The organism is Jiulongibacter sediminis (assembly GCF_001306455.1).
Lineage (GTDB): Bacteria > Bacteroidota > Bacteroidia > Cytophagales > Spirosomataceae > Jiulongibacter > Jiulongibacter sediminis.
This window is the reverse complement of record NZ_LGTQ01000012.1, coordinates 25,667-47,087: the sequence shown is the minus strand read 5'-3', so window position 1 is coordinate 47,087 and position 21,421 is coordinate 25,667. Positions and strand designations below refer to the sequence as shown.

Genomic DNA, 21,421 nt, shown 5'->3' with positions numbered 1-21,421 from the left:
CTATGACCCTTTACTATTAGATGTGTAGCATCGTCAGTAATACTAAGGTCCGGGTTTCAACCCAGCCGTGAAACCCTCAGTACTCTAAACTCCCCATGCCGTTAAAACCAGCCTACGCCCGGAGTCTGAATTCCGATGTTCGCAAAGGTAAATGCCTTGCCAGGTTCCGGTATTCAGTTTGCCATTGGTTATTGGAATCTGAATGGAACTACCAAAAAGGGAAGCTTTGATATGAGCTGGCATGTCATCAGAGCCTTCATAATTATGCTCATAATAAGGAGCATTTTCAGGAACCATAACATTAATATGCCTTTCAAAATCACCTCTTACGGTCGGGTCCCAGTTTTCGTTCAGGGTTAGTGAGGCGGAGGTATGTTTGATGAAAACCTGCAAAAGGCCAGCCTTTATCTCTTTAATCTCAGGAAAGCTTCCGAGAATTTCATCCGTGATTAGATGAAAGCCTCGTCGCATTCCCCGAAGTCTTATTTCTTTTTGAAAGACTTTCATAGTACAAAGTCCTCGACAGCTTTGATAAACTCCGTCGGTTTGGTGGCATGCACCCAGTGGTTTGCTCCCTCAATGGTTACCATTTCTGCATTCGGATATCCTTTTTGAATGGATTTAAAATCGGCATCTGTAATATAAGAGGACTCGCCACCACGGATGAATAATACTGGTTTTTCAATGAGCCTGTCGCTGATAATTTCAGAACCCACCTCATGGATATTTTCGGAAATTACCGGCACATTAATCCGCCAGGCATAATTACCATCATCGGTTCTGTAAATATTTTTGAGAATAAACTGTCTTTCGGCAAAACTAGGGACGTATTCCTCGAAAATTTCTTCGGCCTCCTTTCTGTTATTGATTTCATTAATCGGAATGGCGTTAAGGCCCGCAATGATATGATCATGATGTGTCGGGTAAAAGCGGGGAGCGATATCGACAATGATCAGTTTTTCAAAATTATTATAATGCTGTGCGTATTGCATCACCGTTTTACCACCCATTGAGTGACCCATAATGACCGGATTTTCTATATCCTCTTTCGTTAGAAATTCGTCAAGGTCAGCCGCCATGGCTTCGTAGGTTAATTCGTCACTTTGGGGCGACTGCCCATGATTTCGGGCATCTAAAGTATAAACAGCGAGGTTTTTTTCTGCCAGTTTTTTGGAAACCGTGTAGAGGTTGTCGCTACTTCCAAATACGCCGTGTAATATGACCAGTGGTTTCCCATCTCCTAATTTTCTAAAGTACAAATTCATTCGCCGCTCATCATTTTTTTATTGAATTACAAAAATAAATTATTCACTTTGAAAGTTTATGATTGAAAGCTATTACCGTTGAATTTCTATGAATCCCTTCCTTCTCATTAGTCAGTTTTTTAAGAAAGAGCTTCAGGAGCTCGAAGAGCCCTATTTTGAACTTCCTGAAGACCAACAGCCAGATTTGGCACCGGTAATCTTGCCGCAAAAAGAACTTAAAAATCCGGAGCCTGCTTTAATTTCAAAATTTGATCCCGCTCCTTTGAAATCAGATTTACCGGCCTGGCTTCAGGACGAAGATCTGCTGAGAGACGAAGGTGTTATTTTTGGTTTGACGGATGCCGATGCCAACGACAAAATAAAATTGATCGAAGCTGTATTTGACGAAAAAGCTGCGGAAAATAAAAAGCTGGCCGAGCTTCATTCTGAGAAAATAGGTGAACATAATCTCAAAATGTCTCAGCTGGAAGAACGGGTTGCCGAGCACAAACAGAAAAAAGAAACCTTTGCTTTGGCGTCACTTGAAAATCACCAGTTACCCAGAACCTCCGTTAGTCTGATTCTCTCTATTATTATGGCCTGTGGTAATTTCTTTCTAATTGATACCGTGATGAAAGATGCATATCCGGAAGTACATTTTCTTGTCAGTATCGGCGTATTTTTTGCCGGGATGTATAGCTTCTTTACCGGCAAAAGTTTTTTACAACATTCAGATGAAGAGGTGAACTGGCGAAGAGTTTTGAGTGAAACTTTACTGCCTTTATCGGCCTCTGTTTTTGTGTTTTTACAGGCTTTGGGTAGTATGAGTGCGGGACTTTCAGTCGGATTGTTTCTTTTCATTTTTTCGCTGTTTCTGTATTCGGGAAAGCTCTTTCTCGAAAACATCAGCCTTTTTAAGGAAGATCTGGATGTTTGGAAAAGTAATCTGGAAGTCAAAAGGAATCAGAAAAAGGGTATTGATGGTATTGAGGAAAAACTCAATGAACTCTCAATACAATTGGATGAAATCAGAATGGAAAAATGGAAAATTATACCTGACCTGAACAAGGCTGAAGGAAAGCTGGAGGAATTGAAAAATCAGAAACAGGCATTAATTCACCTTTTTGAAAGCGAATTTAAATTGGCTCGCTCATATCGAGATAAACTGACAAGAGCAGAGATCAAAAAAATCATTGAATAAAAATGGAAAATCAGGATTATAACGAAGGCTTCAAAAGTGGATTGGTCAATGTGGAAGCTGAGCATTTTCAGGAATACTTGCAGTCTGATGTAGAACAGAGGTGGATTACTGATCGGATTACCGAAAATCAGGATCGGTTAAAGCAGATAGATAGTGATATTAAAACCTTTAAAACGGAACAAAAGCCTGTTAATCAGCAATTATTGACCAAAACAGCTGCGGTAAATTCATTGGAGAAGGAATTGGAGGGCGTGGAGGAAAACATTTCAAAAACAGAGGCTGAAAAAGAAAAATCAGAGTCAGAAAAAGAAAATAGGAAAACGCCTTATGCCATGCTGGCCGGGGTATTATACTTGCTCGCTGGTATAGCCTTTGTCGCTGGTGACCTGATCATTTCTCATGAGATTGTGGCCTATGCCCTTAACATCAGAAATACGTTTGAGGCCTGGGCATTTGCCGTTGGTTTAGCCTCATTATCCATTCTTTTAAAGCCGGCTTACGAAAGACTGGTGGAGCAGCCTTACCTCAATGGACAAGGTAAGAAAGCCTACGGAGCTTTTCAGGTAGTTCTATTAACTGTTTCGGTGGGTACACTGGTGGTGCTTGGCTGGTTTAGATATGAGGCTTATAAAACGGATAAGCTCAAAGAAGGAATTAACCGACAGATCAAATCTTTACAATTAGAAAGTACCCCGATTGACCCTGCAATGGCGGTAAATCAGGAGGAATTATTGCAAAAAATAGATCAAAAATTACTCGAATACGATCAACTCAATATTGATCTGGTGAGTAGCCCATGGGCTATGTTGTCATTTATTTTGAGTGGCGTTCTTTTTGCCATTGCCGGAGCAATTTGTCTTGGAATTGCCTTCCCGATTCTACAAACCTATTGGGTCCGTGGTTTTTCTTTGAATCCTAAGATTAGGAGGGCGAAAAGGCGACTAAAAAAGCTTTATCCCCAAAAGCTGGAATTGCAGAAAAACATTCAAAAATTTATGGCGGAACAATCTCATTTTCAGAATCAATTGAACCTGATTGGCTCCATGGAAGATTTCAAAGCAGAAAAAGAAGAACTGAAAGCGGAGAACAAAGAATTGCTTGAAATGCTTCGCAAAGCTCAGACCGGGGTCAGAGTAAGTGATTATAAAAACGGATACAGCACCGGAGAACGAAGCCGTAAAGAAATGACCGACGAAGAATATGAGGTTTACCGCAAAGAAAACCTGAAAGACTATGAGCCGGCTACTTCTTCACAATCAAACCCAAAGGTGTATAAAAAGGCAGGATTAAGACCTCATCAGGCGTTGCGAAAAATCATTTCTGACAATTTTGGAGAGAACTGAAATCTTTAAAAAAGGCAATTTTGTCTAATGAGAGGCCAATGTTTTGAAACATTGGCCTTTTGCGTATAATTTGGTGTAGCTATTGAAATAAATAAACGTAAACAAATGAATAAGCCTCTGAGCTTTAGTACTTCTCTGCTGGCCATCTGTTCAGCTTCTTTGATGCTTTGGCAATGCCAAAAGCCGGGTTCTTCAACGTCCTCAGCTGATAACGCCACAGGTCAGATAATTTCTGCTTCCGAAGAAGTTGTGACCAATGAAAAAGGTTATCCTGTAATTGCTTTGCCGGAAACCGCGGATACTACAATGGATTATTGGAAAGGTATTGACCTGGATCCAAAGCCACCTGTATTGCCGCTTTCTGTAGCTGAACAAAAAGATCAGTTCATCCTGATGGATGGCTATGATATTGAGGCCATTCTTACCGAACCACAGATTCAACAGCCCGGGGCTATTGCCTTTGATGGTAACGGCAGAATGTACGTTTTAGAGCTAAGAAGTTACATGCTCACTGCAGACTCCGACAATGAATTAGAGCCGATTTCAGGTATATCAAGATGGGAGGATAAAGACAACGATGGCGTCTACGAGTCGGGCGGCATGTTTGTCAACAATTTAGTTTTTCCCCGATTTGTCCTTCCTTTTGGTCCGGATTGCATTCTTACGATGGAGTCAAATCAGGATGTGGTCTACAAATACACCGATACAGATGGGGACGGTCATGCTGACAAAAAGGAGTTCTTCTGTGATAATTACGGGCGATCAGGCAATGTGGAACATCAGCAGGCCTTCATGTACTGGGGAATGGATAACTGGCTATATAGCACGGTGAATCCGTTCAGAGTTCGCTGGACTCCCGATGGCGTAAAAAGAGAGGCTACGGGCTCAAATCACGGTCAATGGGGAGTAACACATGATGACGACGGAAAACTTTGGTTTCAGGGTGGGGCCAGTGGCGTGCCTTCTTACTGGCAGTTTCCCATTCATCTGGGTGATTATGTGGTCAAAGAGGGTCAATTTGAGGAAGGCTTCAGAGTACCTTGGGGTGCACCGGTAAAAATTGCTGACATGCAAGGTGGGATGAGGGCTGTAAGACAACCGGATGGATCATTAAACGAAGTTACCGGAGCTGCAGGAAACGATATTTTCAGAGGGCACAGATTACCTCAGGAGCTGTATGGAGAGTATTTTTATGGAGAACCGGTTGCAAGAATTGTCAGAAGAATCAGCAAAGAAAATAATGGTGGAATAACACAACTGAAAAACTATTACCAAAATGAGAAAGCCGAGTTTATTCGGTCCACTGATCCACTCTTCAGGCCAGTAGATATGACTACGGCTCCTGACGGAAGCATGTACATTACTGATATGTACCACGGTATTATTCAGGAAGGCGAATGGGCCGGAAAAGGCTCATATCTGAGAGTGAAAATTGAACAATATCAATTGGATAAGGTAGTGGGTCTTGGTAGAATCTGGCGACTAAGTCATAAGGACTTCCCGAGAGATCAAACGCAACCAAGAATGTTTGAGGAAACTTCAGCACAACTGGTAAAACATTTGGAGCACCCGAATGGCTGGTGGCGTGATAAAGCTCAGCAATTGTTGGTTTTACGTCAGGACAAATCTGTGGTACCTCAATTAGAAGCAATGGCTCGTAATTCCTCAAAACCAGAGCCGCGTTTTCATGCTCTATGGGTGTTGGAAGGTATAGGGGCTTTGGATGCTAAACTTGTCAAAGATTTGATGGCTGACCCTAACTACAGGGTGCGTAATATGGCCATGTGGGTTTCAGAAAGTTTGTATAAAGCGGGCGACAAGTCTTTTGACGAGTATTACAAAAAGCTGATGCTTGACAAGAATACCGATGTGGCTATCCGTGCCATGCAAACGGCCAAAGTACTACAGGTGCCTGATATTGAAGAGAATATCAAAATTGCTATGCAGAAAAACGCGGCTGCAGGAGTTCAGTTGGTAGGTCAGCAAATTTTGGAACCTCCTGTTGTTCATTCGTTTTTTGGAAGAAATAACCCAAATTACAGTGATGAGGAGAAGGCCCGAATTGAAGAAGGACAAAAGATTTACACTGAATTATGTTCTCAATGTCATGGACTTGACGGCCGGGGGACACCGGTAGGTTCAGGGCTTATGGCTCCTTCTTTCGTGGGGAATAAAAACCTTCGGTCACATCCTGATTATGTCGTGAAAACAATACTCCGTGGAGTTACGGGTGAGATTGAAGGACAGTCCTACGAAGGTGTCGTGATGGTTGGCATGGGACAAAACTCAGACGAATGGGTTTCTCAGGTTGCCTCGTTTATTCGGGCCGGGTTTGAAAACGAAGCATCTTTGGTGACTGCGGAGGATGTTAAGAGGGTAAGAGAAGCAACAGAAAAGCAAACAACGCCTTATCAATACAAAAGCCTGAAGGCTTCGGTACCGGCAGAAATTACGTATGGTGAAGATTGGGTGGTTACAGCCAGTCATTCTGATTTAATCAGAAAAGGGGGGACAGGGAAGCCCTCTGGAGCCTTTACATTTGAAGGGTGGACTACAGGCGTCCCTCAGACTCAGGATATGTTTTTTCAGGTGGAATTTCCTCAAACGAAATCAATATCTGAGCTGGAGTTTAAATCCAGAAATATCAGACAGGGCAGCTGGCGGGATCGTTTGCCTCCGATAAAAACGCATCCAAGAATGTTGACTATTGAGTATTCTATGAATGGCAAGAAGTGGGAAACCGTGTGGGAAGGAGAGGGAGCAGATTCCCCGAATGTGATTCGTTTTGATTCTCCTGTCAATGCCCGCTACATTCGTTTCAGGCAAACAGGTTCTGACGAAAAAGCCCCATGGATTATGGAAGGGATGAAATTTTTCGGTTTTGGGAATGGGGTTTAAAACATCTTCATTCTAAATAAAGAAAGGAAAAGGAGAGCTATTCGGGCTCTCCTTTCTCTTTTATATCGAAATCAATTCCATTTACTTCACGTCAATCCCCAACTCTTTCAATTGCTCTTCAGAAATCGTTGCCGGCGAGTCAATCATCACATCACGACCGCTGTTGTTTTTCGGGAAAGCGATATAGTCGCGAATACTATCAGAGCCTCCAAAAAGTGAGCAGAGTCTGTCAAAACCAAATGCAATACCGGCATGTGGTGGTGCACCATATTCAAAAGCTGACATTAAGAAGCCAAACTGGGCTTCGGCCTCTTCAGGCGTAAAGCCGAGTAGTTTAAACATTTGCTGCTGAAGGGGTTTTTCAAAAATACGAACCGAGCCGCCGCCCACTTCGGTACCATTGATCACCATATCGTAAGCATTGGCCCTTACTTCGCCAGGTGCACTTTCAATTTTACTCAAATCTTCCGGCTTTGGGCTGGTAAACGGATGGTGCATGGCATGCCATCTGTTGGTTTCTTCATCAAACTCAAGAAGCGGGAAATCAAGCACCCAAAGTACTTTATAGTCATCCGGGTTTCTTAGCCCTAGTCGGCTACCCATTTCCAGACGTAGTTCATTGAGTTGTTTTCTAACTTTATCCGTTTCGCCGGATAAGATGAGTATCATATCACCCGGTTTTGCTCCAAACTTCTCAGCAATGGCTTTTTTGTCTTCGTCAGAGTAAAACTTATCAACCGAAGATTTGAAACTGCCGTCTTCGTTATATTTGATATAAACTAACCCTTTAGCTCCCACCTGCGGCCTTTTTACCCAGTCTGTAAGCTGATCGATTTCTTTTCTGCTGTAGGCTGCACATCCGGAGGCATTAATACCGACTATCAGTTCCGCCGAATCAAAAATGTCAAATCCTTTGTTTTGAGTAAGCTCATTGAGCTCAACAAATTGCATTTCAAATCGAGTGTCAGGTTTGTCTGAACCGTATAAACGCATAGCATCAGCATAGCTCATTCTTGGTACCTCATCCAGCTCAATTCCTTTCACAGTTTTAAACAGATGTCTGATTAATCCTTCAAAAGTGTTGAGGATATCCTCCTGTTCTACAAAAGCCATTTCACAGTCAATCTGCGTAAATTCAGGCTGGCGGTCGGCTCGCAGATCCTCGTCTCTGAAACATTTGACTATCTGATAGTATCGGTCAAAACCCGAAACCATTAATAGTTGCTTAAATGTCTGAGGCGATTGTGGCAAAGCATAAAACTCTCCCTGATTCATTCGACTCGGCACTACGAAATCCCTGGCACCTTCCGGTGTAGATTTTATCAAAACTGGTGTTTCCACCTCAATAAAGTCCTGACTATCCAGATAATTTCTGGTCGCCGAACCCACTTTATGACGAAGCCTTAGTTTCTCTCTTACAGTATTTCTTCTCAGGTCAAGGTAGCGGTATTTCATCCTGAGTTCGTCACCACCGTCTGTCTCATCTTCAATTAAGAATGGGGGAAGTTTTGCAGGATTTAAAATCTCAAGAGTTTCAATCAAGATCTCAATTTCTCCTGTTGATATCTTCTCATTTTTGGCTTCACGCTCTTTAACCTTTCCGGTTACTTTGACCACAAACTCACGACCTAGTTCCCGAACCTGATCAAGTACAGCTTCAGAACTTACCCCTTCTTCGGCCATCAATTGAGTAATGCCATAGCGGTCTCTCAGGTCTACCCATACCAGTCCGCCTTTATCGCGGCTTTTTTGAACCCACCCACAGAGGGTCACGGTTTCATATGCATTTGAGAGTCTTAATTCACCACAAGTATGAGTTCTTAACATTGTCTTTTTTGAAAATTGGAGTGCAAAATTAGGGATTTGAATTGTTTTTGAGACCTTTTAGCCTTCTACTATTTGAAGAATCTGGTTTCTGGCTTCTGCCACAACTTCCTCGGCTTTTTTACCTTCAGGCTCTATTGGGGTCAACGAAGTAAACTTAAGGTTTGAGAATGATCTCAGAGGGAATAATCCTTTCGGATTAAACTTTTGGGTTCCCTCAATAGCAAGCGGTACCACCAAAAGATTGGGGCACCTTTTGAGTAAGGTGGCTACTCCGCCAACATTAAACTCTTTCACTTTTCCGGTTCTTGACCGTGTTCCTTCCGGGAAAATAGCTGCGGAATAAGTGTTTTCACAAATGTGTTTCCCGAGCTTTGCAATTTCTAAAACTGCGGCTTTCCCATCTTTACGATCAATTAAAGCAGCATTAGCCACCCGAAGGTTGTATGATATGGAAGGGATGCCCTTGGCTAATTCCTTTTTGGCGACAAATTTCGGGATATGCTCACGCCAAAACCAGATGATCCCCGGGATATCAAACATGCTCTGATGATTGGCAATAAAAAGTATCGACCTGTCTGTAGGTAGCTCAACATTCTTTCTGGCAGTGACTGAGCTTCCGGTGAGGTACCAGCCATAAACCAAACAAAAGTTTAAAGCATGCACTATTTGCTGGTGAGCCTTTGAACCGAATAGGGTAAATGTGACCCATTGAATTCCATGAAATATGACAAGTATCAGCCCGAAATAAAGGAGATAAATGACACTTAAGATGTAGTCAATGACTATTTTCATTAAAAAAATGTTGTATTTCCATGCAAAGGTAATTCTTTGTAATCATTCATAAGGCTCTGTTTATTTTTTACCTTTGCAATTCAGAAAATTTGACACTCTTAAATTAACAATATGCAATTACCTGCCTCCAGAATAGAAGTGATGAAGTTTATTGGCTTAAAAATGGACGAGCTTATAGGGCAGTTTTTAAAGCCAATCGAGACGAACTGGCAGCCCTCTGATATGCTTCCTGAATCAGATTCAGAGGATTTTCTGACTGACATTAAATTGCTTCAGGAATCTTGCAAAGAGCTTCCCTATGACTATATCGCTGTGCTTATCGGTGATACAATAACGGAAGAAGCCCTGCCTACTTATGAGTCGTGGCTGATGTCAGTAGAAGGGGTAGAAAACGACAAAGACCCTCAGGGTTGGGCCAAATGGGTGAGATGGTGGTCTGCAGAAGAGAATCGTCATGGCGATTTACTCAACAAATACCTGTATCTATCAGGACGAGTTAATATGCGTGAAATGGAAACCTCAACGCAGTATCTGATTGCTGATGGATTTGATATTGGTACAGGTACAGACCCTTATAAAAACTTTATTTATACCTCTTTTCAGGAATTGGCAACCAATATTTCTCACCGAAGAACAGCCTCTTTATCAAAAGGTTACGGTAATACTACGTTGTCAAAAATCTGTGGTGTTATTGCCGCCGACGAAATGCGACATTACAAAGCCTACAAAACTTTTGTCAGTAAAATTTTTGAAATAGACCCTTCGGAAATGATGCTGGCTTTTGAGTATATGATGAAGCGTAAAATTGTAATGCCTGCTCACTTCTTACGTGAAACGGGAGTGAAAATGGGTCAGACATTCTCTCATTTCTCTGATGCTGCTCAAAGGCTAGGTGTTTATACGGCAAATGACTATATCGAAATCATGGAGAGTCTGATCAAAGACTGGAATATAGAGGGTATTCGTGACATAACAGAGCAAGCTGAAAAAGCGAGGGATTATATCATTGGACTACCAGCCCGTCTAAAACGTGTGGCTGAAAGAACTAAAGTGCCTGAACTGGAGTATGAGTTTAGCTGGATAAGTCGTTGACCCTATGCGTCCTATTCTTCTATTCACACTTTTACTTTTTAACTCTCACTTATGGGCTCAAAACTGGAATATAGTGGATAGTACTGTCGGCAATTCGAATGCAACTGACAGCGTTTGGAGAAGCGGTCCGGTTTCGATATCAGAATATCTTAGAAACCCTGAAGACAATAAATTGGGTATTGTAACCCTCTACGATTCTGTTCAAAACAAAGGGCTGAGTGTTTTGCTGAATGAACCTGATGATTGGTATAATGGAGATGGCGACTCGACAAGAGTAGGATTAGCGAAATACTCCAATGCCAATTACACCGCTATTCTGGCGAACAACTACGCAAACTTTCAGGCAGATACAGTCTTTACGGATGTCCATAATTCTACGGCAGAATTTAATTATTTACGGGGTATGCCTGACCATTACGGATTTAGAGATGGTGGCGAGCTCGGGAGATCAGCAACGCTGAGACTTTCCGGATCCTTCGGAAACAATGGGCGGCCATACCATAACGATAATTTTGATCTGTTGAATTTGCGTTTTTTTACAAGTCAGACGGAAGACAATCAGGCTTCTATAGAGAACTTCTATGCGGTTCGTATGGAGGATTTCAGAGGGGTGAATCTGAATATTATTGAAAAGGGATGGGGGATTTACATGAAGCCTGTGATTCTCAATAATTTTTTCGGAGGCAAAGTGGGTATTGGCACCGAAACAGTAAGTCATCCTCTCACCATTGAGGCTGCAGACAACCCTTTAAAAGTAACCGGGATTCAAGCCGCTAATGACAAAGAAATACTGACCACGGATGAGGATGGAGAGATTCATAAAATCTCTCTTCAGGCCATGAATCAAAACTTTGTTATTGTTAATGACGACACCGCTTTATCAGACGAATATTATGTCTACATCCATAACGGAGGGGATGCTATATATACCTTGCCAGACCCTGCCATTAGAACAGGGATGACTTGGAAAATCGTAAATACAGGTTCAGGAATTATTACATTTAGCCAACCCTACTATGAAGGATCAGAAACACGAAATCAACTTTTAAATAAATCGGGACATTACAGTATAGAGCTGTTCTCTGATGGTACCCGTTATGTCGCTATAAAATGATTAAGACTATTTTGAATAAGCCATGGCTGGCTTTCAGTTATACTCTTCTTGTTCTAATTCTTTGTATTTGGCCGGGGGATGAACTGCCTGAAACTGTAGGCTTATATGACAAGTGGAGCCATTTTATCGCCTTTGCAGGAGTAGCTTTTTTCTGGCTATGGTGGAGGCCCAAATTCTTAGGAGTAATACTGCTGGCAATTCTTTTCGGCCTTATAATAGAGATTATTCAGGGTATATTGCCTGAAAGCTTCCATAGAAGTTTTGATTGGTACGATTGGCTTGCCGATAGTATAGGTGCCTTGATCGGTCTGCCAGTATACTTGCTCTCTAAAAGGATTTTGGAATGAATTATTTTCCCTCAACCCATTCAACCATTTCGTTATAAACGGCCTCAGAGGTGCCTAAAAATCCAGTGCTTTTGTGCTTAATTTTACCCTCCGGGTCTATACAAAATTTAGCAGGAATGCCCTCTACACCATAGGCGAGTGCCGTTTGGTTACCGATATCCAATGGAGGATTGAGGTATTGAAAACCTCTTTTGGAGATAAAGTTCTGAACATGAGAATTCCACTGATCTTCACCTACACGCTCAAAAGTGTTTACAAACAAGAACTCAACATCAGGGTTATCGGCATATTTGTCCTTAGCCTGTTTCATTCCCGGGAAAGAGCGAATACAAGGTCCGCACCAGGTAGCCCAAAAATCTATAATAACTGTTTTGCCACGAAGTTCACTTAGTTTAACCTTTTCGCCTTTAAGATTTGTCAGTTCAAAATCAGGAGCGATACTGCCTTCACTACCTACAGTTTGCTGATTAATCGTTTGAATAAAAAGCTGAGCAAACTGATGATTTTTACCTTCCGCAATCAGTTGGTCTTTAAGGCTGACCAAAAACTCGCCATCCATGTCAGGATTCAGGAAATTATTGGCCGCAATGATTCCAGCTAATGAAGTTCCCATTTGGGCTATCATTGGTTTAATGGTTTCTCTGTGGTTATTGAAAGACATTTGATATTGCTGACGCAACTCTTGTTGTTGTTTTGCATTAGCTGTTTTAAATTCTTCTTCAAGCGATGCTCTCAGTTGACCGAAATTCTGAGCCTCTTTCAAGACAGCGTTAAAGCGATTAATATTCTCTGAACCTTCAACTGTGTATTCAGGCATTTTGTCAGGGGATGTCTCTCCATCAGCCGTTATCGTAAGATTTTCACCTCCATCAATAATAAGCCCGATAACTTGTTGTTCATCAATATTGAGTTGGTAAATTCCGGGCTGCGGAATAGAAGTGTTAAACTTGAAAGTTTTGTCAGAACCTATCTTGACAGAATCTACAAGAACCGCAAGGTTTCGCTCATTCATTCTTTCAAGATATACCTTTTCGGGTATATCACTTTTGACAGTACCCTGAATGTGTAAATCCAAGGACTCCATGGTCTTTGAACTGGCATTGTCCTGTGAATTGCAGGAGAAACTGAAAAAAGTAAAGGTAATAAGTGCGACCAGGAGATTTTGATTTAAGACTCTCTTCATTTCTAGATTTTGCATCGGGTACTTTTTCTGACTTGCTTAACTAACGAATAAAAAGTGGATTTGTTCCAAAATTAAACTTTTCCTGAAGATTTATGTAACTAAAACCAAATGAAGGCGTCTAAATAATAGTTTTGAGATAATTAGGAAAGTATCTAACTTTGACCAAAGACTTTATGAGGTATTTAAATTGTTTTTTTCACTATACCATTTAAGGTCAAAGATTTGATTCAGGGTTGATGTTGTTCAGATTTTTCGGCAATTTTTCAACAAATGAAGGCAAACAAAAACATAACGATTAAAGCACGACGTAATCCATCTCTCCTCTATTTCTCAATATTATAAATGATGTACTCCGATTTTTTTTGTTTCCCAAGGGATCCAGATAACAACAACTGTGGAAAAACGGAAAACGTCTTCAGATAAAATGACTGAGTTCACATTTTAATCTTTTACCCCTTTTTAAATAAATCCTTCAAAGTAAAATGGAAAAAACTAAAAAAAAGTACGTTAAACCAGAATTGAAAAAGCTGGGAAATGTTAAAACCATCACACTTAAAACAGGTTCAGTCAGTGACTTTGGCTCCAATCAGTTTCAACCATAGAATTAGATATTATTAGGATACTTCCGAAGACTTAAACAGTACGGATCCTCTTCAATATTCAACTTTATTCCTTCCTAAAATCTCAAAAATGTTTAAAAGAACACTGGTCTTTATTGCTTTGTTGTCATATTTCAGCATCTCCGTTGATGCTTATGGACAATGTGTTAGGATCGATAACACAACTCTTGATCTTACAAAAACAGGTACTGCTCCAAATGAAACCTGCAACTATAGCTTAACTCCGACAGCCATTGTTGTCCCTCCAAATGGGCAAAGAGCGAAACTGGTAAGACTATCATTTACAATGGGTGGAACTACTAAATATCTGTGTTACACCTATGATGGTGCCAATATATTGGTATCTGAGTCTACAGCATCCAACTGTTCTGGAGCAGGAGGTGGAAATGTATTGCCTAGCACGCCGCCGAATTACCCGGATGCCAATTTTACTTTCCCGTGTTCTGCCTCAGGTGGTACTGCTACCTATTCAGGATATACCAATGCCGCGGCAAGTTCAGGTGGAATTTGTACAGGTGGGGAGATTCCTATTCCGATAACTTCGGGGCCATTTCCTGTAAGGATAAAAACGTTTAAACTGGACAAAGAATTTGATGGCGTAAAAGTGGTTTGGGAGACTGAAGCAGAATTAGGGAGTGACAAGTTTCTGGTTCAACGAAGCCAAGATGGCCGTTTCTATACAACTTTAACAGAGGTATCGGCCTTTGAGAATTCAACAGAAGTTTTGAAATATGAAATTAAAGATTCCAACCCCCTGTACGGAACTAGCTATTACAGATTGAAGCAAATAGATTTGAATGGCTCTTTTCAATTCTCAAAAGCTCTTGCTGTGGAATGGAAGTCAGAGGAACTAGTTCTTTTCCCAAATCCTGCGATTGACAAGGAGTTTGTTTTGAATGGTATTACAGGAGATATTCTTGCATCTGAATTGATTGATTCTAACGGAAGAGTCTTTCCCGTAACTTCGCTAAAAGAAGGAAATCAAGCTGTTAATCAGTTTAGTCAGTCTCTCAAACCAGGGATATATACCTTCAGGATAAATACTGTAAACGAGACAATTTCAAGAAAGCTTATTCTGAAGGAATAAGCTTTCTTGAATCATTAAGAACATAGAAACCAGTCAAAATTCAGCATCACATAACTCCCATTTTTCCCATTTGATAATCCCGCATGGCTTGCAGGATTTCAGTTGTGCTATTCATGACAAATGGGCCTTGAGCGGCCACCGGCTCATTAAGAGGTTCTCCGGCACAAAGTATAAAGCGACTAGCTGTTAAAGATTCGATATTTATCAAACTATCTTTATCCGTAAATTCTGCGATTTGGTGTGCTATCATCAGTTTGCCATTTACTTTGACTTCACCATTAAGCACATATAGCATAACACTCTCTGACTCTTTTGAAGTATAAGTCTCCTGACCACCTTTTTGTGCTTTTACATTAAGTATTGTCAGGTTCGTCAGCGATTTAGCTGAACCTTTTACCTCACTGTGCTCGCCGGAAATAACCTGAGTCTCAATTAGGGAATCCTTGGATAGTACTACCGGAATATCCTTTTTCTGAAGTCCTTGATAGTTCGGCGGAGTCATTTTTAGTCTTTTTGGAAGATTCATCCACAATTGGATAATCTCCAATTCTCCACCATTTTCCCTCATATGTTCGGGCATATTTTCAGAGTGGACTATACCTCTACCTGCGGTCATCCACTGTATACCACCCGGTTTAATCACCGACCTAAAACCTTGACTATCGGCATGTTCAACCTCCCCTGAATAAATGAAAGTCAATGTTTCAAAACCACGATGTGGATGAGGCCCGAAAGGAAGCCCCTGATTATAAGCCTGAAATGTATGCGGGCCATGATGATGAATCAGTAAGAACGGGTCAATATTGTCAAAATCATGATTTGGTAATGGTTGATACATTTGGTGTTCGCCCATTCGTTGGCGATCAGCACTCACGATTCTTTTTATTTTTCTCTCTGTCATGATATTCAAATTTATGTAAACATGGGTACTTCCATTACCAATAATTCGGCATCAATGGTGGCGTTTATCTCAATGTTGTTGATGTCTTTGATGCCAATTCCGTCACGATTTTCTAATAATTCATTGGCCACTTTAGCTGAGCCGGAAAGGTTGAAAATGAAAACCCCATTTTTATTATTCTTCAATTGATAAGTCAAAGATTTTCCTTCCTCCAGTTTGGTCATTGAAAACCATGAATTCTGGTTAATCTTCACTCCCGGGTCAATTGAGTCCATCGGAGAGACAACAGTTTGCCATTGGTTCAGTCGATCATCTTCATTGAAAAGCTTTTGTTCATAACGTGGTTCCAGGCCTCTTTCTTCCGGGAATACCCATATTTGGAGGAATTTGACGGTATCCTTAGATGAATGGTTTTTTTCTGAATGTTGGATACCCGTACCAGCCGACATGATTTGCACTTCTCCTTTTTTAATCACCGTGGTATTTCCCATAGTGTCTTTGTGCTCCAGTGCACCCTCCAGTGGTATCGAAACAATCTCCATATTGTCATGTGGGTGAGTGCCAAAACCCATGCCGCCTGATACGGTGTCGTCGTTAAGTACTCTCAACGCTCCAAAATGAATTCTATCTGGATTGTAGTAACCCGCAAAACTAAACGTATGATAAGTATCTAGCCACCCATGGTTAGCGTGACCGCGATCTTTGCCTTTATATATGGTTTTTGTCATTGCTCCTGTAAATTAATATATGTAGTAACATATATTCTAGTTTTTGGTTCATCAGAAACGAAGAGTAAACGACGCACCTCCGTTCCAGTTTCGGGTAGGGGAGGGATTATAATAGCGGCTTCCGAAAGCGTTGATGTCATTTCCCAGACTGTAATCCGCATTGAGAAGGTTATTGCCTCCGGCAAACAAATCTAAAGTGAAGCGGTCAAACTCTTTTTTGAAACCCAACCTGGAGTTGAGAAGAGCAAACGGATCGGCAAAAACGGTGTTGGCATTATCGAGTGGAACTTCACTGAGATAGGTGAAATTATTATTGAAATAAAAACCTGCGTTGTGTTTCAGATCTGCCGTCAGCATATAAGTTTGCTTTGGGACAGATGGAATCAGATTTCCATCAAAAATAGATTCACGGTCGCTGAAGTTAGTGTAAGCGTAACTTTTGAGATCAATGCCAGCCTGGCCAACCAGAGTTAAATCGGCTGAGACAGGTAGATCAAATGTTCCCAGAATTTCAAGCCCTTTTTGAAGGCTTTCACCGGCATTACTAAAGAAGTCACGACCCTCATTGGTTACATTTCTGATAATGGCATCATTCATTTTGAGAAAATAACCATTGACTTCGTAGCCAAAATGTAGCTTTCGGCCTTTAATGCCTACCTCATAGTTGGTACCAGATTCTGCTTCCAACGGAGAAATATTGCTGTTTTGTAATTCAAAATTTGCAACTAATTCCTGAGCAGTTGGTGGTGAATAACCTCCGGAAACACTTGCAAAGGCTGAGATAGCCGGGGCTATTTTTTTCAAAACTGAAATTCGGGGCATCAAAGGAATTCCAGAGTTTTGGTTGACTTTGAGACCTCCTTCCCGATCATAATCATAGAGTTGCTGGTTCAAACTCAAGCCTGCCGTCAAGAAAAAATCAGAGGGCAGACTGGCCTCAAATTGAGCGAAATAGGTACTTTGATTGGCTTTGATTTGCTCAGCAAACTGTTGGTCCCCAGTTACCCCGCCATTATTATCAAAAACGTCATAAGAAGAATTGGTCTGCTGAAACTCCAGGCCTGCCACCATTTTCAGGACATCGCTGAGTTGCCAGATATTATTATTTCGGATTCCGACAGAACGTTGTTCTCTTATTTCAAAATTGGTGATGAACGGGTTCTTCAAATCTGCTCTTGTACCAAAAAGTGAGATTTCTGTTTTGAATTTCGGACTAATTCTGAACTCCTGACTTACACCGAATGTGAAAAGTTTCTGGTAAATGGCTGCTTTCTGCTCCTCTGAACTTGGAGTAAATCGCGTAGCCTGACGTGCCCATCTCGGATTCTCCTCTTTTTGTTCGAGGTTCAATCCCCCTGGAGTTTGGTAATTTAAGTCACCATAGAAACTGAAAAGATGAATAGTATGCTTATCATTTAAAAAGAAGCTGCTTCTGAAATTAAAGGCATCTCTACGCATTTGAGAATAGTCACGATAACCGTCGGTTCCTGCATGAGAATAGTTGAGTAGAGTATTGACTTTTGAGCTTGCAGAAGTGAAGGTAACAGAACGGTTTTGTGTATTAAAAGAACCGAAAAGAGAATTCACTTTCAAACTATTTCCTTTGTTTTCAACGGTTTGCCCCGCTTTACTGTCCAATAGAATAACTCCGCCAATACCAGCCCCGTAAATACTCGCAGATGGGCCCCTCAATATCTCAATTCCCTGAAAACTGTTCATATCCAGCTGATTGAAATAAGTGATGCCGTCAGCATCGGTTAGCGGGATATTATTCCAGTAAACTTTGACATTTCTGACTCCAAAAGGCGAACGAACCGAGCTCCCCCGAATGGAAAGCCGGTAAGAACCGGGTGAACGCTCTTCCATTCTGATTCCGGGGTATTGATTGATGACATTGATGAAGCCATCATTTTCAAATCGCTCAATCTCTTTTTGGTCTATTACATGCACTGGAGCGGCTACCTCAGTTATATTACGGTTGCTTGAAAAAGCTTTAACCGTCACTTCATTGAGGTTTTGGGTACTGTCTGTTTGAGCCAAAAGGCCAAGAGAAGTAAGAAGAAGGAAATTGAAAGTCAGAAATTGCTTCAGCATGTATTTTGGGTAGAAATTATCGTGTTACAAAGCTAAGCAATAAAAAAGCCGCTGAAACCTAAAAAGATCAGCGGCTTTGAAATGTAGTCAAAAGGTAAAATTAGAACCAACCGAAAGGGTTAAAGGCATAAACGCTTCCAAAAAGAACAGTGCCGATAAGACAACCCCAAAGTGCATTTTTTACCTGTCCCTTGTCATTATCAGTGACAATGTAAACTATCAATAAACCGACAATTCCAAGACAGCAACCCCACCAGAAAGGCCCTAGAAGCGGCATGTCTCCGTTTGTTTGAGTTACTGAAGCTTCGGCAGAAGTATGTTTAATATTCTCCATTAGTTCTGGTCTGACTTCCAAAACTTCTTCAGCAGTTAAATTTTGCTCGATTATAAGGTTTTCAAGAGCATTTAACTCGCTGAATTCGGCGTTTAATTCCTTCTGATCAAAATCAAATTCGGCAGCTGATGCTGAAAATATGGCCATTATAATAAAGGCCAGACTTAAGATTCTCTTCATAATAGGTTTAATTTTTTTGTTTAAGATGGCGAAAAAAAAGCAATGGTTGCCTACACTTACGACAATTTAAAGCTTATCAGCCCCTATTTCTTATTCCAACTATCTTTAAGCCCGACCGTTTTATTGAAGATCAGTTTCTCAGTCGTTGAGTTATCATCCAATACATAATAGCCATTTCTCATGAACTGGTATTTTTTGTCCTGAGTAGCTTCTTTCAGACTTGGCTCGGCATAGCCTTTTATAATTTCCAAAGAATTTTCATTGATCAAATCTTTGAAGTCGCCTTCATAAGCACTTACATTTTCCTCTTTGAAAAGGCGGTCATAGACGCGTAATTCTGCAGGTACATGGTGTTTTTGACTCACCCAATGAATAACACCTTTGGTTCTAACCCCTGAAGTATCCTGTCCGCTTTTGCTATTTTCAATGTAGTGGCATTTCAGCTCAATGACTTCTCCGTTCTCATCTTTGATGACCTCATCACATTCAATAATATAAGCACCCTTTAAACGAACCACTCCACCCGGTTTCAGGCGAAAGAACTTTTTAGGAGCGTCTTCAAGAAAATCTTCTTTTTCAATGTAAATCTCCCGATCAAATGGAACTAAACGAGATCCGCTGTTTTCATCCTCAGGGTTATTATCAATGATACATTCCTCAATATGTCCTTCAGGTACATTGGTAACGGTAACCTTGAGCGGGTCAGTGACCACCATGACGCGTTCAGCTATTTTGTTCAGGTGGTCGCGAATGAAAAACTCCAAAAGGCTCACGTCAATAAGGTTATCCCTTTTGGCGATGCCGATTCGATCACAAAAATCTCTGATGGATTTCGGTGTGTACCCCCTTCTTCTCAAACCGGAGATAGTAGGCATGCGTGGGTCATCCCAGCCACTGACAAAGCCTTCTTCTACCAGCAGCTTCAGTTTTCGCTTACTCATCACGGTATAAGTGAGGTTCAGTCGGGCAAACTCATATTGTTTTGATGGGAAAATCTCCAACTTATCAATAAACCAGTCGTAGAGTTCTCTGTGCGGTACAAACTCCAGCGTACAAACTGAATGGGTAATATTCTCGATGGAATCTGACTGGCCGTGGGCCATGTCATACATCGGGTAAATGCACCATTTGTCGCCAGTGCGGTGATGATGAGCAAACTTGATACGATAAATGATAGGGTCACGCATGAGCATGTTTGAGGACTTCATATCGATTTTGGCTCTCAAAACCATGCTTCCTTCAGGATGTTTACCGTCACGCATTTCTCTAAAAATGCGAAGATTTTCTTCGATGCTTCTTTCGCTGAATTTGTTTCTGCGGCCGGGCTCGGTTGGTGTACCTTTTTGCTCCGCCATTTCTTCAGAGGAGCTTTCGTCTACATAGGCCAATCCCTTATTGATTAGCTTTTCTGCATACCCATACAGGGTGTCGAAATAGTCGGAGGCGTAAAATTCGTTAACCCAGTTGTAGCCTAGCCACTTAACGTCATTCTTGATGGAGTCAACATACTCGGTATCCTCTGTAACCGGGTTGGTGTCATCAAAACGCAAGTTGGTAGCTCCTCCATATTTTTGGGCAAGACCGAAGTTCAGAACAATGGATTTGGCGTGGCCAATGTGCAGATAACCGTTTGGCTCCGGCGGAAAACGTGTCAGGATAGACTCGTGTTTTCCGGCTTTCAGGTCTGCCTCTACAATTTCCTCAATAAAATGTAGACTGCGTTCTTTTTCTTCTTTGATGGACATTCCGGTCGATATATTTTAGCTTGCGATCTATAAGGCGTCAAAATTACTTAAGAAATCCTTAAACCATGTCTGTTTCTGATACCTATTTTACGATTTCTGCACCATCAGAAGGATTATTTAAAGACAAAGGCAGCAAATTTTTCGGATATGCTTTTCCGGTAACAGATGAGGAAGAAGTAAAGCTTTATTCGGAAGAAATCAAAAAGCAACATCCCAAAGCCCGGCATCACTGCTACGCCTATCGTTTAGGAACCGATGATCTCAATTTCAGGGCGAATGACGACGGTGAACCCAGCGGTTCTGCCGGAAAGCCCATTCTCAATGTACTGCTGTCAAAAAACTTACGGAATGTATTTGTGGTAGTCGTCCGTTATTTCGGCGGGACTTTACTCGGTGTACCCGGACTAATCAATGCCTACAAAACCGCTACTGAAGAGGCCTTGGCCGAAGCCAAGTTGGAAGAAAAAACCATCAATGAAACGCTACAATTATCTTTCGATATCGCTCACATGAATGACGTCATGCGAATCATCAAAAAGCATGAACTGAATATCATTTCGCAAGATTATACCACGCAGTATATTCTGACGATTGAGGTACGGCTTTCTCTGTTGGAAGAGGTGATAAGGGAGGTGGAGGAGTTAAGGTTTGTTGAGGTGAGGTGAACTGACATTTTACTCTCAAAGAATTG

Annotated in this window: 18 protein-coding genes; 8 read left to right on the top strand and 10 right to left on the bottom strand. The window is 41.3% G+C overall.

Annotated elements, in window-relative coordinates; genetic code table 11:
- Positions 1-84: 84 nt before the first annotated feature.
- Positions 85-507 (bottom strand): secondary thiamine-phosphate synthase enzyme YjbQ, encoded by a 423-nt coding sequence (locus AFM12_RS15085; RefSeq protein ID WP_055149724.1) that lies wholly within the window; start codon positions 505-507, stop codon positions 85-87.
- The gene (locus AFM12_RS15080; protein WP_055149722.1) at positions 504-1,265 is read right to left on the bottom strand and encodes an alpha/beta fold hydrolase; all 762 of its coding nucleotides are present in this window, start codon (positions 1,263-1,265) and stop codon (positions 504-506) included. Before AFM12_RS15080 ends, AFM12_RS15085 begins: the two co-directional genes overlap by 4 nt.
- Positions 1,266-1,353: 88 nt before the next feature.
- On the opposite strand from AFM12_RS15080, the gene AFM12_RS15075 reads away from it, so the two are divergent.
- The 3 genes from AFM12_RS15075 to AFM12_RS15065 all read left to right on the top strand — a co-directional run bounded on the left by AFM12_RS15075 (position 1,354) and on the right by AFM12_RS15065 (position 6,686).
- A complete protein-coding gene (locus AFM12_RS15075; RefSeq protein WP_055149720.1) occupies positions 1,354-2,445 on the top strand; it encodes a hypothetical protein in 1,092 nt (363 codons plus the stop codon).
- Positions 2,446-2,447: 2 nt separating this feature from the next.
- Positions 2,448-3,788, top strand: a complete 1,341-nt coding sequence (locus AFM12_RS15070; RefSeq protein WP_055149718.1) for a hypothetical protein — start codon at positions 2,448-2,450, stop codon at positions 3,786-3,788.
- 105 nt (positions 3,789-3,893) lie between these two features.
- Positions 3,894-6,686, top strand: a complete 2,793-nt coding sequence (locus AFM12_RS15065; protein WP_055149716.1) for a DUF7133 domain-containing protein — start codon at positions 3,894-3,896, stop codon at positions 6,684-6,686.
- An 81-nt stretch (positions 6,687-6,767) separates the two neighbouring features.
- On the opposite strand, the gene aspS is transcribed toward AFM12_RS15065, so the two are convergent.
- Both aspS and AFM12_RS15055 read right to left on the bottom strand, forming a co-directional pair.
- Positions 6,768-8,513: an aspartate--tRNA ligase gene (gene aspS / locus AFM12_RS15060; protein ID WP_055149714.1), complete on the bottom strand. Its 1,746-nt coding sequence runs from the start codon at positions 8,511-8,513 to the stop codon at positions 6,768-6,770.
- Positions 8,514-8,570: 57 nt separating this feature from the next.
- Positions 8,571-9,305, bottom strand: coding sequence for a lysophospholipid acyltransferase family protein (locus AFM12_RS15055; protein WP_055149712.1), 735 nt, complete (start codon positions 9,303-9,305; stop codon positions 8,571-8,573).
- A gap of 111 nt (positions 9,306-9,416) precedes the next feature.
- Here AFM12_RS15055 and AFM12_RS15050 point away from each other — a divergent pair, with 111 nt between their 5' ends.
- The 3 genes from AFM12_RS15050 to AFM12_RS15040 are packed head-to-tail and all read left to right on the top strand — an operon-like array spanning position 9,417 to position 11,858.
- Positions 9,417-10,397 (top strand): acyl-ACP desaturase, encoded by a 981-nt coding sequence (locus AFM12_RS15050; protein WP_172678817.1) that lies wholly within the window; start codon positions 9,417-9,419, stop codon positions 10,395-10,397.
- 4 nt (positions 10,398-10,401) lie between these two features.
- Positions 10,402-11,511: a hypothetical protein gene (locus AFM12_RS15045; RefSeq protein WP_055149710.1), complete on the top strand. Its 1,110-nt coding sequence runs from the start codon at positions 10,402-10,404 to the stop codon at positions 11,509-11,511.
- Positions 11,508-11,858, top strand: a complete 351-nt coding sequence (locus AFM12_RS15040) for a VanZ family protein (protein ID WP_055149708.1) — start codon at positions 11,508-11,510, stop codon at positions 11,856-11,858. The genes AFM12_RS15045 and AFM12_RS15040 overlap by 4 nt, the downstream gene beginning before the upstream one ends.
- Before the next feature lies 1 nt (position 11,859).
- Here the strand turns inward: AFM12_RS15040 and AFM12_RS15035 are convergent, their stop codons facing one another.
- Complete coding sequence (locus AFM12_RS15035) at positions 11,860-13,041, bottom strand: TlpA disulfide reductase family protein (RefSeq protein WP_165492353.1); 1,182 nt, start codon at positions 13,039-13,041, stop codon at positions 11,860-11,862.
- A gap of 690 nt (positions 13,042-13,731) precedes the next feature.
- On the opposite strand from AFM12_RS15035, the gene AFM12_RS15030 reads away from it, so the two are divergent.
- Positions 13,732-14,748: a T9SS type A sorting domain-containing protein gene (locus AFM12_RS15030; RefSeq protein ID WP_055149704.1), complete on the top strand. Its 1,017-nt coding sequence runs from the start codon at positions 13,732-13,734 to the stop codon at positions 14,746-14,748.
- Between the two features lie 46 nt (positions 14,749-14,794).
- On the opposite strand, the gene AFM12_RS15025 is transcribed toward AFM12_RS15030, so the two are convergent.
- The 5 genes from AFM12_RS15025 to AFM12_RS15005 all read right to left on the bottom strand — a co-directional run bounded on the left by AFM12_RS15025 (position 14,795) and on the right by AFM12_RS15005 (position 20,730).
- The gene (locus AFM12_RS15025; protein ID WP_055149702.1) at positions 14,795-15,649 is read right to left on the bottom strand and encodes a pirin family protein; all 855 of its coding nucleotides are present in this window, start codon (positions 15,647-15,649) and stop codon (positions 14,795-14,797) included.
- Between the two features lie 11 nt (positions 15,650-15,660).
- Positions 15,661-16,377 (bottom strand): pirin family protein, encoded by a 717-nt coding sequence (locus AFM12_RS15020; protein WP_055149700.1) that lies wholly within the window; start codon positions 16,375-16,377, stop codon positions 15,661-15,663.
- 51 nt (positions 16,378-16,428) lie between these two features.
- Positions 16,429-18,471 carry a TonB-dependent receptor family protein gene (locus tag AFM12_RS15015; RefSeq protein ID WP_055149698.1) on the bottom strand — a complete coding sequence of 681 codons (2,043 nt, stop codon included), beginning with the start codon at positions 18,469-18,471 and terminating at the stop codon, positions 16,429-16,431.
- A 100-nt stretch (positions 18,472-18,571) separates the two neighbouring features.
- Positions 18,572-18,985 (bottom strand): hypothetical protein, encoded by a 414-nt coding sequence (locus AFM12_RS15010; protein ID WP_055149696.1) that lies wholly within the window; start codon positions 18,983-18,985, stop codon positions 18,572-18,574.
- A gap of 83 nt (positions 18,986-19,068) precedes the next feature.
- Complete coding sequence (locus AFM12_RS15005) at positions 19,069-20,730, bottom strand: glutamine--tRNA ligase/YqeY domain fusion protein (RefSeq protein ID WP_055149694.1); 1,662 nt, start codon at positions 20,728-20,730, stop codon at positions 19,069-19,071.
- Positions 20,731-20,795: 65 nt separating this feature from the next.
- Between AFM12_RS15005 and AFM12_RS15000 the strand changes: the two genes are divergently transcribed.
- Positions 20,796-21,395, top strand: coding sequence for an IMPACT family protein (locus tag AFM12_RS15000; RefSeq protein WP_055149692.1), 600 nt, complete (start codon positions 20,796-20,798; stop codon positions 21,393-21,395).
- Positions 21,396-21,421 lie beyond the last annotated feature (26 nt).

Excerpts from the sequence above, each read along its gene's own strand:
- AFM12_RS15015 (WP_055149698.1), bottom strand. The coding sequence starts at position 18,471 with ATGCTGAAGCAATTTCTGACTTTCAATTTCCTTCTTCTTACTTCTCTT.
- AFM12_RS15010 (WP_055149696.1), bottom strand. The coding sequence starts at position 18,985 with ATGAAGAGAATCTTAAGTCTGGCCTTTATTATAATGGCCATATTTTCA.
- AFM12_RS15000 (WP_055149692.1), top strand. The coding sequence starts at position 20,796 with ATGTCTGTTTCTGATACCTATTTTACGATTTCTGCACCATCAGAAGGA.
- AFM12_RS15040 (WP_055149708.1), top strand. The coding sequence starts at position 11,508 with ATGATTAAGACTATTTTGAATAAGCCATGGCTGGCTTTCAGTTATACT.
- AFM12_RS15085 (WP_055149724.1), bottom strand. The coding sequence starts at position 507 with ATGAAAGTCTTTCAAAAAGAAATAAGACTTCGGGGAATGCGACGAGGC.
- AFM12_RS15055 (WP_055149712.1), bottom strand. The coding sequence starts at position 9,305 with ATGAAAATAGTCATTGACTACATCTTAAGTGTCATTTATCTCCTTTAT.
- AFM12_RS15025 (WP_055149702.1), bottom strand. The coding sequence starts at position 15,649 with ATGACAGAGAGAAAAATAAAAAGAATCGTGAGTGCTGATCGCCAACGA.
- AFM12_RS15045 (WP_055149710.1), top strand. The coding sequence starts at position 10,402 with ATGCGTCCTATTCTTCTATTCACACTTTTACTTTTTAACTCTCACTTA.
- AFM12_RS15020 (WP_055149700.1), bottom strand. The coding sequence starts at position 16,377 with ATGACAAAAACCATATATAAAGGCAAAGATCGCGGTCACGCTAACCAT.
- AFM12_RS15035 (WP_165492353.1), bottom strand. The coding sequence starts at position 13,041 with ATGAAGAGAGTCTTAAATCAAAATCTCCTGGTCGCACTTATTACCTTT.
- AFM12_RS15070 (WP_055149718.1), top strand. The coding sequence starts at position 2,448 with ATGGAAAATCAGGATTATAACGAAGGCTTCAAAAGTGGATTGGTCAAT.
- AFM12_RS15050 (WP_172678817.1), top strand. The coding sequence starts at position 9,417 with ATGCAATTACCTGCCTCCAGAATAGAAGTGATGAAGTTTATTGGCTTA.
- AFM12_RS15080 (WP_055149722.1), bottom strand. The coding sequence starts at position 1,265 with ATGAATTTGTACTTTAGAAAATTAGGAGATGGGAAACCACTGGTCATA.
- AFM12_RS15075 (WP_055149720.1), top strand. The coding sequence starts at position 1,354 with ATGAATCCCTTCCTTCTCATTAGTCAGTTTTTTAAGAAAGAGCTTCAG.
- AFM12_RS15005 (WP_055149694.1), bottom strand. The coding sequence starts at position 20,730 with ATGTCCATCAAAGAAGAAAAAGAACGCAGTCTACATTTTATTGAGGAA.
- aspS (WP_055149714.1), bottom strand. The coding sequence starts at position 8,513 with ATGTTAAGAACTCATACTTGTGGTGAATTAAGACTCTCAAATGCATAT.
- AFM12_RS15065 (WP_055149716.1), top strand. The coding sequence starts at position 3,894 with ATGAATAAGCCTCTGAGCTTTAGTACTTCTCTGCTGGCCATCTGTTCA.
- AFM12_RS15030 (WP_055149704.1), top strand. The coding sequence starts at position 13,732 with ATGTTTAAAAGAACACTGGTCTTTATTGCTTTGTTGTCATATTTCAGC.